The organism is Paraburkholderia hayleyella (assembly GCF_009455685.1).
Lineage (GTDB): Bacteria > Pseudomonadota > Gammaproteobacteria > Burkholderiales > Burkholderiaceae > Paraburkholderia > Paraburkholderia hayleyella.
In genome coordinates this window covers 2,041,360-2,055,445 of record NZ_QPES01000001.1, presented here as the reverse complement: position 1 = coordinate 2,055,445, position 14,086 = coordinate 2,041,360, and the positions used below count along the sequence as shown (strand labels likewise).

9 protein-coding genes and 1 CRISPR repeat array (1 of these 10 cut by a window edge) are annotated in these 14,086 nt (G+C 60.3%); all 9 genes read left to right on the top strand.

What is annotated here, in order from left to right:
- Positions 1–87 precede the first annotated feature (87 nt).
- The 9 genes from GH657_RS09110 to cas6f all read left to right on the top strand — a co-directional run bounded on the left by GH657_RS09110 (position 88) and on the right by cas6f (position 11,368).
- Positions 88–828, top strand: coding sequence for a 3-ketoacyl-ACP reductase (locus tag GH657_RS09110; RefSeq protein WP_153100393.1), 741 nt, complete (start codon positions 88–90; stop codon positions 826–828).
- 163 nt (positions 829–991) lie between these two features.
- Positions 992–1,564 (top strand): polyhydroxyalkanoate synthesis repressor PhaR, encoded by a 573-nt coding sequence (phaR, locus tag GH657_RS09105; protein ID WP_153100392.1) that lies wholly within the window; start codon positions 992–994, stop codon positions 1,562–1,564.
- A 9-nt stretch (positions 1,565–1,573) separates the two neighbouring features.
- Positions 1,574–2,092, top strand: coding sequence for a GNAT family N-acetyltransferase (locus GH657_RS09100; protein WP_153100391.1), 519 nt, complete (start codon positions 1,574–1,576; stop codon positions 2,090–2,092).
- 208 nt (positions 2,093–2,300) lie between these two features.
- On the top strand, positions 2,301–3,293 hold the full coding sequence (gene cas1f / locus GH657_RS09095) for a type I-F CRISPR-associated endonuclease Cas1f (RefSeq protein WP_153100390.1): 993 nt from the start codon (positions 2,301–2,303) through the stop codon (positions 3,291–3,293).
- Positions 3,290–6,874, top strand: a complete 3,585-nt coding sequence (cas3f, locus tag GH657_RS09090; RefSeq protein WP_153100389.1) for a type I-F CRISPR-associated helicase Cas3f — start codon at positions 3,290–3,292, stop codon at positions 6,872–6,874. The genes cas1f and cas3f overlap by 4 nt, the downstream gene beginning before the upstream one ends.
- A 280-nt stretch (positions 6,875–7,154) precedes the next feature.
- Positions 7,155–8,552 carry a type I-F CRISPR-associated protein Csy1 gene (gene csy1, locus GH657_RS09085; protein WP_153100388.1) on the top strand — a complete coding sequence of 466 codons (1,398 nt, stop codon included), beginning with the start codon at positions 7,155–7,157 and terminating at the stop codon, positions 8,550–8,552.
- Positions 8,549–9,658, top strand: coding sequence for a type I-F CRISPR-associated protein Csy2 (csy2, locus tag GH657_RS09080; RefSeq protein WP_153100387.1), 1,110 nt, complete (start codon positions 8,549–8,551; stop codon positions 9,656–9,658). The genes csy1 and csy2 overlap by 4 nt, the downstream gene beginning before the upstream one ends.
- A gap of 88 nt (positions 9,659–9,746) precedes the next feature.
- Positions 9,747–10,799, top strand: coding sequence for a type I-F CRISPR-associated protein Csy3 (gene csy3, locus GH657_RS09075; RefSeq protein WP_153100386.1), 1,053 nt, complete (start codon positions 9,747–9,749; stop codon positions 10,797–10,799).
- A 5-nt stretch (positions 10,800–10,804) separates the two neighbouring features.
- Positions 10,805–11,368 (top strand): type I-F CRISPR-associated endoribonuclease Cas6/Csy4, encoded by a 564-nt coding sequence (gene cas6f, locus GH657_RS09070; protein ID WP_153100385.1) that lies wholly within the window; start codon positions 10,805–10,807, stop codon positions 11,366–11,368.
- A gap of 171 nt (positions 11,369–11,539) precedes the next feature.
- Positions 11,540–14,086: a CRISPR direct-repeat array (repeat unit 28 nt; unit sequence GTTTGCTGCCGCGTAGGCAGCTTAGAAA); it runs 1,501 nt beyond the window's last position.

Genomic DNA, 14,086 nt, shown 5'->3' with positions numbered 1-14,086 from the left:
GCATGAAGCCAGAAAGATACGGAAAGAAGCACTAATGAGAGACAGGGGCGCTAGCCAGCGCCTCGTAAAACGATAACGGAGTGTTTTATGTCACAACGAATTGCGTATGTCACAGGTGGGATGGGCGGTATCGGTACGAGTATCTGCCAGCGGCTGCACACGGAGGGTTTTAAGGTGATCGCCGGATGCGGGCCTAATTCGCCGCGCCGCGCCAAATGGCTCGAGGAGCAAAAAACGCTCGGTTTTAATTTCATCGCCTCCGAAGGCAATGTGGGCGATTGGGATTCCACCCGCGAAGCCTTCGACAAGGTCAAGGCTGAAGTCGGGGAAGTCGACGTGCTGGTGAACAATGCCGGCATCACACGCGATGTGGTATTTCGCAAAATGACACATGAAGACTGGACCTCGGTGATCGACACCAACCTGACGAGTCTCTTCAACGTGACGAAACAGGTCATCGACGGCATGGTGGAACGCGGCTGGGGCCGGGTCATCAGCATTTCGTCGGTGAACGGGCAAAAAGGCCAGTTCGGCCAGACCAATTATTCGACCGCCAAGGCCGGGATTCACGGTTTTACGATGTCACTGGCCCAGGAAGTTGCCACCAAAGGCGTGACCGTCAATACGGTTTCGCCAGGCTATATCGGCACTGACATGGTGAAATCGATTCGCCAGGATGTGCTGGAGAAGATCGTGGCGACCATTCCGGTGCGCCGTCTGGGCCAGCCTGATGAGATCGGCTCGATTGTCGCGTGGCTCGCATCCGACGAGTCGGGTTTTGCCACGGGCGCTGATTTTTCGCTCAATGGTGGCCTGCACATGGGCTGAGCCCCAAGCCGTGCCAGCCGTCGTGGGCGGCTGGCACGGCTTGAGTTCCTGAGCGTATTCTGGCGGCGGCTTTGGCGCAGCCAGGCGCGCCGCTTCCATGCTTTTACCATGCTTTTACCGGTGCCCTAAGTGATGTTTCAAGCGATGCGTTAAGGCGAGCGATATGACAACGACAAGAAACACGGCTGAACGGCTGATCAAAAAGTACCCCAACCGGCGGTTGTATGACACGGAAACCAGCACTTACATCACGTTGGCCGACGTCAAGCAGCTTGTGCTGGATCAGGAGGTTTTCAAAGTCATCGATGCCAAAAGCAGTGAAGACCTCACGCGCAGCATCCTGCTGCAGATCATTCTTGAAGAAGAAAGCGGTGGCTTGCCGATGTTTTCGTCGCCGATGCTGTCGCAGATCATCCGGTTTTACGGACATGCGATGCAGGGCATGATGGGCACCTATCTGGAGAAGAACATCCAGGTGTTCATGGATATCCAGAACAAGCTGGCGGATCAGTCGAAAAACCTCAACGAGGGCCGGACGATGAACCCGGAAGCCTGGTCGCAGTTCATGAACATGCAAGCGCCGATGATGCAGGGCATGATGACGAGCTACATCGAGCAGTCGAAAAACATGTTCGTGCAGATGCAAGAGCAGATGCAAACTCAGACGCGCTCGATGTTTGGCGGTTTTCCGTTTCCGCCTGGCATGCCGCGCAATCCTGAGCCGGGCAAGAAGTAAGAGGTTGAGATGCTGATACGGGCGGAGCGCGCAAACGATATTCAAGCGATCCGTGCGCTGGTCGCGGCGGCTTTTCGTGCCGGCTCCAGCGAGCAGCAAGATGCGCCGGAACCCCAGGAGCCCCTCATGATCGACGGGCTGCGGCAGCACGGGGCGCTGACACTGTCCCTGGTTGCCGAAGAAGCAGGCGTGCTGCTGGGACACATTGCCTTCTCACCACTTCAGATCAATGGCCGGTTGCAACACTGGTACGGGTTGGCGCCGCTCGCGGTGCTCCCGACGCGGCAAAAATCAGGCATTGGCCGCGCCCTTGTCGAAGCCGGGCTGGAGCGCTTGACGCAGCTTGGCGCCCACGGTTGCGTGGTGCTGGGCGACCCCGCGTATTACAGCCGTTTGGGTTTTGCCATGCATCCGGGGTTGACGCTGGATAACGTGCCGCCCGAATATTTCATGGCGCGGGCTTTGGGCGGCGCGCCCATGGCAAACGGCACGGCGACGTATCACAAGGCGTTTGGCCTCGAGGGCTAAGCCAGATCTGGTTGAATACCCCCATAAAATAATCATTATGGTGTACTTCGGAGGTCTCCTGGCCCCGAACGTGTCATGCTCCCGGTCGAAGCGAACCTGGGCCCGATGCTGAATGTGTCTTCGCCTGCCAGACAGAGGCGAGGTTCGCCTGGGGCCAACCGGGTCGAGCGATTTGGCCCGCGAGCAAAAAGACACAACGGGAGCACCAGTGGACGCGATACCCGCATCGGATCTCAAGAATATTCTCCATTCGAAGCGCGCCAATCTTTATTACCTGGAACATTGCCGGGTGCTGGTAAGCGGCGGACGCGTCGAATATGTGACCGATGCCGGCAAGAGAAACCTGTACTGGAACATTCCCATTGCGAACACCACCAGCATTCTGCTCGGTACCGGGACCTCCGTGACCCAGGCGGCGATGCGCGAGCTGGCCAAGGCAGGGGTGCTGGTGGGTTTTTGCGGCGGGGGCGGCACGCCGCTGTTCAGCGCGAACGAGGTCGATGTCGAAGTGGCATGGATGTCGCCGCAAAGCGAATACCGGTCGACCGAATATCTGCAGGCATGGGTGCGCTTCTGGTTTGACGACGCGCTGCGTTTGCACGCAGCCAAACAGTTGCAGACGTACCGCATGCAGCGCTTGCAGCAGGCATGGAACACGCGTGCGTTGCGCGAAGCCGGTTTTACGGTGGACGTCGAACGGTTGCAGGCGCTGGTGCAGCAGTTTGGCGCAAAGATCGCCCACGCACCGGACGTAAGCGGCTTGCTGACCGACGAAGCGCGCCTGACCAAGGCCCTGTTCAAGCTGGCCGTGGATGCGGTGGATTATGGCGAATTCACGCGTGCCAAGCGCGGCAGCGGCACCGATGCCGCCAACCGTTTCCTCGATCACGGCAACTATCTGGGCTACGGCCTCGGCGCCACGGCGACCTGGGTGCTGGGCCTGCCTCATGGCCTGGCCGTGCTGCATGGCAAGACCCGGCGCGGTGGCCTGGTGTTCGATGCGGCCGATCTCATCAAAGACGCCGTGATTTTGCCGCAAGCCTTTCTGTCCGCCATGCGCGGTGATGATGAGCAGCAGTTCCGTCGTCAATGCATCGAGGCGCTGACACGCGATGAATCGCTGGATTTCATCATCGACACCCTCAAGGCTATCGCCAGCGACACGGCACGACGGGCTGAGGCGCCGCAGGCACGGCCATGAACGTCCTGTTCGTCTCGCAATGCACCAAACGCGCGCTGAGCGAAACCCGGCGCATCCTCGACCAGTTCGCTGAGCGGCGCGGCGACCGGACCTGGCAGACACCGATCACCCAGGCAGGGCTCGACACGGTACGCAAGTTGTTGCGCCAGCGCGCACGCAAGAACACCGCGGTTGCCTGTCACTGGATTCGCGGGCGCGACCATAGCGAGTTGTTGTGGATCGTCGGCGATGCGCGCCAGTTCAACGAAGCCGGTGCGGTGCCGACCAGCACGACAGCGAACGACGTCTTGCGCGCCGAGGATGAAAGCACATGGCACGCGCTGCCCGCGATGAGCGCGCTCACCGCATTGGCCGCGCTCTTGCATGATCTGGGCAAGGCCACGCAGGCGTTTCAGGATCGACTGCGCGAGCCGGGCCTGCGGGAGCGCAATCACTATCGCCACGAATGGGTGTCGGTGCGGCTGTTCCAGGCGTTCGTTGGCGAGGCCCAGGACGACGCCGACTGGCTGGGCCGCCTCGCGGCCTGCGCGGAGACGCAGGCTGAACCCCAGGCTGAACCCCAAGCTGAACCCCAGGCCTTCGAAGCGCAATGGCTCGATCATCGTCAAGGCCGGCTGTTGCGCGATGGGCTGGATCAGCAGGCCGCACAGCACTTGCCGTTCGCCACGTTACCGCCGCTGGCGCAGGCCGTGGCCTGGCTTGTGCTGACCCATCACCGGATGCCTTGCAAACCCGTGCAGCGCATGCAGGACAGCGCGGCGGCCGATCTTGGGTTCACACACGATCATTGGTGCCGCTTCGGCGCGCACCTGAACAACGTCAACAGTCATGAGCTGACGGATCTGCTCCGGCAGGTCAGCGCGGACTGGAATGAGCCCAGGGAGGAGACGGAGCCCTCCGTCGTGGCCGCGTACTGGCGTTTTCCTTTTGGCCTGCCAGTGGTCACCGCCGCCTGGCGCGGGCAGGCCGCGCGGTACGCCCGCAAGCTGCTGGCCTTGCCACGTCAGGCGGCGATGTCGAAGGCACTGGATGATCCGTTCGTGATGCATGTCTCGCGGCTGTGCCTGATGCTGGCCGATCACCATTACTCCAGCATCGAGGACGAAGCCCGGCGCAAGCCTTATCTCAATGCGGGCTATCCGCTGTACGCCAATACGCGTCGCAACACCGGGCATTCGCAACGAACAGGCACAGGAGGCGTAGAAGGCGCAGGGCCCTTTTTCAATCAAACGCTCGATGAGCATCTGCTCGGCGTGCAGGCTCATGCTTCACTCGTGGCGCGCTCGCTGCCGACGCTCGCGCGCAGCCTGCCCGCGTTGCGGAACCATCGCGGCCTCAAGAAGCGCACTACCCATGCACGTTTCCATTGGCAGGACAAAGCCGCGGATCTCGCCGCGGGTGTGCGCCAGCGCGCGGCCGAACAGGGCGCATTCGTCGTCAACATGGCTTCGACCGGTTGTGGCAAGACGCTTGGCAACGCCCGCATCATGAATGCACTGGCGGACCCGCAACGCGGCCTGCGCTGCGCGTTTGCGATCGGCCTGCGCACGCTCACGCAGCAAACCGGACGCAGTTTCCAGCGCGACCTCGGGTTGAACGACGAGCAGCTAGCGATCAAGGTAGGCGGGGCGGCCAGCCGCGACTTGTTCGAATACTGGGAAGCCCAGGCTGAAGCCACCGGCTCAGCCTCCACCCAGGCCTTGCTCGATGAAGGCGGCCAGATGCTGTTCGAAGGCAACGAGCTGCATCCGCTGCTGCAACGGCTGAGCGACGATGCGCAGGTGCGCTCGCTGCTCGCCGCGCCGTTGCTGGTGTGCACGGTCGATCATCTGATCCCCGCCACGGAAAGCCTGCGCGGCGGACGCCAGATCGCACCGATGCTGCGCTTAATGACCAGCGATCTGGTGCTCGACGAGCCCGACGATTTCGACATGGCCGATCTGCCCGCGCTCACGCGGCTGGTGCATTGGGCGGGATTGCTGGGCTCGCGCGTGCTGCTGTCGTCGGCCACGCTGCCGCCCGCGCTGGTGCAAGGTCTGTATCGGGCTTATCTGGAGGGCCGCTGCCATTACCAGCGCAATCGCGGCGAGCGGCCAGCGGAACCCCCGCGAATCGCGTGTCTGTGGCTGGACGAGTTCGCGCAAGCGCATGCCGATTGCGCCGATGGCGGCAGTTTTGCCCATGCTCATGACGCCTTCGTGCAGAAGCGCTGCAAGCAGCTTGCCCAGGCCGAAGTCCGGCGGCGCGCCAGGCTGGCGCCGTTGCCCGGAACATTGTGGACCTCATACGGGAAGCACGAGCGCCGTGAAGCCTTCGCCCAGCTCGCGTTACAGCGCGCGTGGGCCTTGCATCAGGATGAACAGAACCACAGCGTCGATCCGGTGAGCGGCAAGCGCGTGAGTTTTGGCCTGATTCGCATGGCCAATATCGCCCCGCTGTTCGATGTCGCTCTGGCCATGTACCGGCACGGCACGCCCGCGCCCGGCGTGAGGCTTCACCTGTGCGTGTATCACTCGCAGTTTCCGTTGCTGGCGCGCTCGGATATCGAGGAGCAGCTCGATGCCGTGTTCGATCGGCGCGCGTTACGCACGGGCGACGATCCGGCGCTATCGCGGCCCGCGGTGCGCGCGTTGCTTGATGCGCATCCTGAGCCGCATCAGCTCTTCGTGGTGCTGGCCTCGCCGGTTTGCGAAGTCGGCCGCGATTGGGACGCGGATTGGGCCATCGCCGAGCCATCCTCGATGCGTTCGCTGATCCAGCTTGCGGGGCGGGTGCGGCGTCATCGGTCAGGGCCGGTGACGCGGGCCAACATGGAAGTGTTCGAGACGAACCTGCGTTATTTCGAGCGGCATGGCGACACTCGAGCGGTGTTCTGCAAGCCGGGGTTTGAAATGAGGAAGGTGCCCACCGCACCGAACCGTGGCAAACCGGTGCGGCAGGATTCGACGGTCTGTTTTCATTTGTACAGGCATCGTCTGGCTGATCTGCTGCCGCAGCTCGATTGCGCCAGGGGCGACTGGCCTGTCGATGCCCAGCCGCGTATCCAGCAGGCCGCCGAACTGCAGCCGTCGCGTAGCCTGATCGACCTCGAGCAAGGCCGGATGCGCGACACCATGCTGCCGCGCGATGACAGCAGCGCGTTCTATACGCCTGTCATACGTGATGCCACCCGGCACTGGTATAGCCGCGACCCCGCTCATGGCTCGCAGCTCTGGCTGACCGGCCTGCTGCCGCAACTCCAGCGTTTCCGGTATGACCCGCGAAAACGCGAGGACGTGGTGTTGCTGCCCACGGAAGATGAGGAGGCGTTGCGGCTCTACCGCGTCATCGGTTGGCGCGAGCGCGGGAAAACGCCTTATGTGGATATCCGCAATCTGTTGTTGCGGGTGCCGGATCGTGAGCTGGACGGGCCGGGTATCGGCCCGTGGTGCCATGTCGATCTGCTGGAACGGCTGCGGCACTGGAGCGAGACGCAGAAGCAAAGCCTGCATGCCAGCGCGGAGGAGGTCAGTACTGTTAGCTTGCCGGAGTCGGATTTGGGGTGGAGGTTTCACCCGCTGTTGGGGTTCAACAGCGAGTGAAGGGGAGGCTGCCTGTGCGGCAGAAGAGCGCGGTTAACACCGGAGAGCTGATTTTTATAAACAGTCTGTCTGATCACGCCAAGACAGATAATCCAGTCATTTTCAGCTCGAAAATATATGTTTAACGTGCCCTTGTTGGGATAGCGGTTAAGCAGACTTTTGGTAGAACTGGATTAATACCTTGAATAGGATTTTATTGATATAGGGGTTCGGTTAGAGTGGCGCAGCGATTTTGAGAGGTCGCGGCAGTATCAGAACATTTCGCTCTAAAGGAACCCAGATGTCCTACTTACCCGTAACGGGGGCCAACTCAAGCTTCCGTGCAGTCATCGACGCCTTCCTGCATGACCGCCTCCAGACCCGGATTGAAAAACTCCCACCCGACGATCCCAAGCGAGCAAAGCTGATCGCTAAATATCAACGCGGCGTGTGGCTGGCAGATGCAGCAAAACGCGTTGAAAAGATCCAGGCCGTTACGCATTCGCTCAAACCCATCCATTCCGGTGCAAAGGGGACCAATCTCTACGTTGAACCGTCCAGTTTGCCCATGCTCGACGAACTGGGCAGCCATGCGCTCGGTAGTCGTTTTACGACTGATGTGGTGTGCGATGCAGCTGTACTTGACGTGTACGGTTTGCTGAAACTCGAAGCCAATGGACGCAGCCTGTTACAGGCGCTCATCGCTAACGACGCCGATGCCTTGCAGGCGCTCAGCGACAACCCCGCCGAAGCCCGCTTGTTGCGCGATGCGCTGGTCAGCCTGACCGCTGCGCGCGAAGGCGGCGCCCGTTCTCATGTGCTTGCCAAGCAGTTGTACTGGCTCACAGGCGACGACGCCACCGACGACGCGCAGTACTACCTGCTCATGCCGCTCTATGCCACCTCGCTGGCGCAGGTCGTGTACAAGGAAGTGGAGGATGCCCATTTTGGCGAAGCCAACAAACTGGCGCGCCATGCCCGCCGTGACGGGGCGCCACACGATGGCGTGTACCGCGAATATCGCGGTCTCGCGGTCCAGAAGATGGGCGGTGAGAACGAGCAAAACATCTCCTGGCTCAATAAAAAACGTGGCGGCAAAAACTACCTGCTAGCTTCGCTGCCCCCTGTCTGGCGAATCCAGCGCAACTCTCTACCCGTCAACGCGAAATCCATCTTCGAGCGAATTTTTGGCGCACGGCCCTCGGTGCGTGCCACCACCCGTAAATTGCAGACGTTCTTGCTGGGCAATCCACCACCCAACATCGATACCCGTAACCGGGTCCGCAACCTGACGGAGCAGCTCGTGGACGAACTGGTCATCTATGCCGGCGAACTGCGGGACCAGCCCGCAGGCTGGTCCCGCGAGCGTGCGTTTGACGATCTGGCTGACGACGAGAAGCTCTGGCTCGACCCTCTGCGAGCGGAGTTGCCAGAAGAAAGCGCCTTCGCCAGCCGCTGGATGTTCATGGACTGGCCCGCCCAGATCGGCGAGCGCTTCGGCAAATGGCTGAATGGGCAGTTGAAGGACCGCTTGCCCGATGTCGGCTATGACGAATCACGAGCATGGCGCAAGGTGCTGCTGAGCGAGGAGGGCACCTGGGTGCAGCAACTACGCGAGATGCGCGAGCGGCTCGATGCGCCCTACATTCCGTTGCGCAAGGCCCATGACGAACTGACAGCACAGCAGGAGGAGCGATGAATAGCACGCCCCTGACAACCTCACCTCAGGCATTGCTTGTCCTGCCGCATCTGCGCGTGCAAAACGCCAATGCCATTTCCAGTTTCATGACCCATGGTTTTCCCTCCATCACCGCTTTCACCGGGCTGATGTGGGCCTTGCAACGCCAGCTTGCCGCTGCCGGCATTCCGCTGAAACTGCAGCAGGTCGGGGTGATCTGTCATCACCATGAAGAGCAGGTGACGGACGGCTACGTCAAGACGTTCCGGCTGACGCGCAATCCCGTGAAAAAGAACGGTAACGCAGCCTCCATCGTCGAAGAAGGACGGATTCATCTGGAGATCACGCTCGTGTTTCAGGTGGAAGTGATGCAGCAGGCGTTGTCGGCCGCAAGCCCGGCGCTGGCAGGTGACCCCGACCCGCAACTTGCCGAATGGGCCGCGCAGATTGGCGAGATCGTGGCGCACATGCGCATTGCCGGTGGGACGCTGTTGCCTCAGCGCCCTTTGCCGGGACAACGCACGCGTCCCTGGATGGCGTTGCTGCCCGAGGCCTACGAGGATCAGGCACAGGCCTTTACCCGCTGGCGGCGCCAGTGGCTGCCGGGTTATGCGCTGGTCGGGCGCGACGATCTGCTGGCCGAGCGCCACCGGACATTGCGCGACGAACAGCCCGATGCCACCTTGCTCGATGCCTGGCTCCACGCGGCACGCTTCAATCATCAATGCATGACGGATACCGAAACCGATACCGGCGAGACAGCCGACAGCGCAGCATCCGGCGGTGCGGCACGTCGTTCTGGCGGCAAGCTGCGCTGGGCGGACCCCGCGAGGCAAAAGGGCGCTGGCTGGACCGTGCCGATCCCCGTGGGCTATGCCGCACTGACGCAACCGCTACCGTCCAGCGCTGTCGCCAATACGCGCGATACCTCCACGCCCTGCGTGTTCGTGGAATCGGTCTATTCGTTCGGCCAGTGGCTCAGCCCGCATCGGCTGAACGATCTGCACGAACTGTTGTGGTGGCCCGAAACCGACGCCGCGACTGGCCTGTACCGCTGCCGCAGCGGTTACATGCACCACAGCCCAGGCGAGCCATGGGCTGCCGACGATTTGCCTGAGTTCGACTGAATCCGGCCGAGTTTGCCTGACCCGTAGACAAGCGATCCGTGCCGGATCGCGTTGTCTTGCTTCCTCTTTTTTTACCAGGATACCTGACATGTCCGAAAAATTGACTACTGCTTCCGTCCTCGCCTTCGAGCGCAAGCTGGACCCCTCCTATGCGGTTTTCCATTCAGGGAGTTGGGATGACCGCGGGGATGACCGCGCCAACGCCGCCGCCTGGGCGCCGATCGGCATTGACGAGAAATCCGTGCGCGGCACCATCTCCAACCGTCTCAAGACGAAGGATCAGGACCCGGCCAAGCTAGATGCCGCTATCGAAAATCCCAACCTCCAGACCGTCGACATCGCCACGCTGCCCGCCGATGCCGACACGCTTAGAGTGCAGTTCACATTGCGTGTGCTGGCCGGCGCGGGCACCCCGTCGGCCTGTAACAGCGCCCCGTATCAAGCCAGACTGCGGAGCGTGGTGAACGACTATGTCGCGCAGCACGGCTTCACCGAACTGGCCCAGCGCTATGCGGCCAATCTGGCCAACGGACGCTTTCTATGGCGCAATCGCATGGGCGCGGAAAGCGTTCAGGTGGAGGTCGCGCAATTGCAGAACGGCCAGCCCGCACAAACGTGGTCGTTCGATGCGCTATCGCTGAACCTGCGCGCCCTGGATGAACCCGAGCCGCAGGTGAAGGCGCTGGGCGCGCTGATCGCCGAAGGCCTCGCAGGACGCGCGCATGTGTTGTTACAGGTGAGCGCTTATGCGCGCCTGGGGCGCGGACAGGAAGTATTCCCGTCGCAGGAGCTGATCCTCGACAAGGGCGGCAACAGCGGGAAAAAAAGCAAGACGCTGTATGACGTGCAGAAGGTCGCTGCGATCCATTCGCAAAAGATCGGCAATGCCGTGCGCACCATCGATACCTGGTACGAAGGATTCGAGGCGGACGAGGGGCCGGAAACACTCGGCCCGATCGCCGTGGAGCCCTACGGCTCGGTGACGACGCAAGGCAAAGCCTATCGTCAGCCGAAGCAGAAGCTGGACTTCTACACCCTGCTGGACGACTGGCTGCTCAAGGACCGGACACCGCCGCTGGAACAGCAGCATTTCGTGATGGCCGTGCTGATTCGCGGCGGGGTGTTCGGCGACGCGAGCTGACAGCCATGACGACCCACTACATCGACATCACGCTACTACCCGATCCGGAATTCAGCCACGCGCACCTGCTGGGTGCGCTCGTGGCCAAGCTGCATCGGGTGCTAGTGCAGCTTCGGAGCGAGGACATCGGCATCAGTTTTCCGCAATACCGTTTGGGTCCGCGCTCGCTGGGTCAGGTGCTGCGCCTGCATGGCGGTGAAACGGCTCTGCAGCACCTGATGACGCAGCCCTGGTTGCAGGGCATGCGCGATCACGTGAAGCTGAGCGCCGCCATGCCGGTACCACCGGGGGCTGGGCATCGTATCGTGCAACGGCGCCAGTTCAAGACCAATGCCGAACGTTTGCGCCGCCGCCGCATGCGACGCAAGGGCGAGACCGCCGGACAGGCGGCGGCGATTCCTGACAGTATTGAACGACGGCCTGATTTGCCTTATGTGCAACTGCGCAGCGCCAGCACCGGGCAAGCGTTTTGCCTGTTTGTCGAGCAGGAGACGAGGCTAACCGGGGCGGTGTCGGGGCGGTTCAATAGTTATGGCCTGAGCCTGGGAGCGAGCGTGCCGTGGTTTTAATCGCTCGCATGATTTCAAACCTTTTTTCCACCCTTTTTTCCACCCTTTTTTTGTGGGGAGGTTTGTTTCTATATAAATCAGTGGGTTAGGAGTGGGCCGGAAATTTGGGGGAATTCCGGCCTGGGAGAGGATGTTCTTTGATAATCAATGGGTTGGGGTTGAGATGGGGTAGTTTGCTGCCGCGTAGGCAGCTTAGAAATGAGCAGCGTCGGGCCGCGCTCAAGCGTCCGGGTTTGCTGCCGCGTAGGCAGCTTAGAAATGGCACTGTGCCGCATCGCTTCCGCAAATGGGGTTTGCTGCCGCGTAGGCAGCTTAGAAAGAATGAGAAACAAATAAAAGCGGCTTTGCGGCGTTTGCTGCCGCGTAGGCAGCTTAGAAAAAGGTCTAGCGCGGCGCAAACATCAGCGGCAAGTTTGCTGCCGCGTAGGCAGCTTAGAAATCGGTAATCGCGCGCTCATTGCTTGCCATAGCGTTTGCTGCCGCGTAGGCAGCTTAGAAATTGATGATTTCGTTCATGTCACACCTCTGATTGTTTGCTGCCGCGTAGGCAGCTTAGAAATACCAGACTTATATCGACCGGGGCTATTTCCGGTTTGCTGCCGCGTAGGCAGCTTAGAAAGATAATTAATGTTTCCGACTCAAAGTCCTGCCGTTTGCTGCCGCGTAGGCAGCTTAGAAAGTGCGGGCATTAGCGAGGCGGCGCGTGAATATGTTTGCTGCCGCGTAGGCAGCTTAGAAAGATCCAGCGCATCGGCGGAATCGCCATGCTGTGTTTGCTGCCGCGTAGGCAGCTTAGAAATTACGTGTTTCTTCATGTGATTTTGCTGTGCGGTTTGCTGCCGCGTAGGCAGCTTAGAAAGAGCATGTCGATCATGTATGCTCCGCCCTGTTGTTTGCTGCCGCGTAGGCAGCTTAGAAACTCGAGCACTCTCTATCGCGCGGACGTCGATCGTTTGCTGCCGCGTAGGCAGCTTAGAAAACACTGCGTCGCGCGGCACGTCGAGAAGATGGGTTTGCTGCCGCGTAGGCAGCTTAGAAAAAGAATGTGCGGGACAACATACTCGGCCACACGTTTGCTGCCGCGTAGGCAGCTTAGAAACTGCCATCAGCATCATGGTGGCGTAGGTGTGCGTTTGCTGCCGCGTAGGCAGCTTAGAAAAGGCTGCGGCGCAAAAAATCGAGGCACTCGATGTTTGCTGCCGCGTAGGCAGCTTAGAAAATTTGAAATCCAATTTGCTCGGCAACCCAGGAGTTTGCTGCCGCGTAGGCAGCTTAGAAAGCGCTGCATGGCCGCGAGCGTGTTCGTGAACGGTTTGCTGCCGCGTAGGCAGCTTAGAAACAGCATCCACTTCAAAAGTGTGAGATCTGTTCGTTTGCTGCCGCGTAGGCAGCTTAGAAATCACGATATCGGCGTATGAGATCGGTTTCATTGTTTGCTGCCGCGTAGGCAGCTTAGAAAAGAGCGCGTCATCGGCAACTGGCTACCAGAGCGTTTGCTGCCGCGTAGGCAGCTTAGAAAAGTTCACAGAAACGTTTAATGCGCGCGATACCGTTTGCTGCCGCGTAGGCAGCTTAGAAATGTTCTTCTCATGTGATATTTACTCGATGACCGTTCGCTGCCGCGTAGGCAGCTTAGAAAATGTCAGCAAATCGCCGTCAACGTCAAACGGTGTTCGCTGCCGCGTAGGCAGCTTAGAAATTGAATTTCTGCGGGGACGGACAGCGCGTCGCGTTCGCTGCCGCGTAGGCAGCTTAGAAAAATCAAGATACTCCACCGAGTCCGGATCGACGGTTCGCTGCCGCGTAGGCAGCTTAGAAAGCAGCTGCTGCGCTGACGCTGCGATGATGATCGTTCGCTGCCGCGTAGGCAGCTTAGAAAGCGCATCCGCAGGCTTGAACGAGTTCTAACGCGTTCGCTGCCGCGTAGGCAGCTTAGAAAGGCCTGAGGGACGAAAAATGATGAACGTTCTCGTTCGCTGCCGCGTAGGCAGCTTAGAAAATCGAAATTTATTGCAAATACTTGCCCCTCCCGTTCGCTGCCGCGTAGGCAGCTTAGAAACCGCCGAAGCCTGGTTTCTCGGCATCAAAAAAGTTCGCTGCCGCGTAGGCAGCTTAGAAAGGACGGGTTAATCGGTGCAGACGGCGGTTACGGTTCGCTGCCGCGTAGGCAGCTTAGAAAATCAAGCTGGGCGTCGCTGTCATACATTACGCGTTCGCTGCCGCGTAGGCAGCTTAGAAAATAGCGCGCCTTCCCGGGCCGGTCTTCAACCGGTTTGCTGCCGCGTAGGCAGCTTAGAAAACGATGGCACTGTCGAAGCGTGCAAGTCCGGCGTTTGCTGCCGCGTAGGCAGCTTAGAAAACATCGAAACGATTTTCTCCGCGCTCGACAGCGTTTGCTGCCGCGTAGGCAGCTTAAAAAAAGTATCGTTTGGAAAAGCCCACCCCTTTTTGGTTTGCTGCCGCGTAGGCAGCTTAGAAAAGAACGCGTGCGAAGCTGACTCTTTGTAGCGGGTTTGCTGCCGCGTAGGCAGCTTAGAAAGCTCCAAAAATCGCCGCATCGCCGATTTTCCCGTTTGCTGCCGTGTAGGCAGCTTAGAAAAGAACGGTATTCCCGATTTTCGAAGCCACGCGGTTTGCTGCCGTGTAGGCAGCTTAGAAAGTACAAGTCCGCTCTGCACAAGTCCGCTTCGCGTTTGCTGCCGTGTAGGCAGCTTAGAA

What these genes read in the sequence shown, in the direction of transcription:
- GH657_RS09110 (WP_153100393.1), top strand. Translation starts at nt 88, where the DNA reads ATGTCACAACGAATTGCGTATGTCACAGGTGGGATGGGCGGTATCGGT.
- phaR (WP_153100392.1), top strand. Translation starts at nt 992, where the DNA reads ATGACAACGACAAGAAACACGGCTGAACGGCTGATCAAAAAGTACCCC.
- GH657_RS09100 (WP_153100391.1), top strand. Translation starts at nt 1,574, where the DNA reads ATGCTGATACGGGCGGAGCGCGCAAACGATATTCAAGCGATCCGTGCG.
- cas3f (WP_153100389.1), top strand. Translation starts at nt 3,290, where the DNA reads ATGAACGTCCTGTTCGTCTCGCAATGCACCAAACGCGCGCTGAGCGAA.
- csy1 (WP_153100388.1), top strand. Translation starts at nt 7,155, where the DNA reads ATGTCCTACTTACCCGTAACGGGGGCCAACTCAAGCTTCCGTGCAGTC.
- csy2 (WP_153100387.1), top strand. Translation starts at nt 8,549, where the DNA reads ATGAATAGCACGCCCCTGACAACCTCACCTCAGGCATTGCTTGTCCTG.
- csy3 (WP_153100386.1), top strand. Translation starts at nt 9,747, where the DNA reads ATGTCCGAAAAATTGACTACTGCTTCCGTCCTCGCCTTCGAGCGCAAG.
- cas6f (WP_153100385.1), top strand. Translation starts at nt 10,805, where the DNA reads ATGACGACCCACTACATCGACATCACGCTACTACCCGATCCGGAATTC.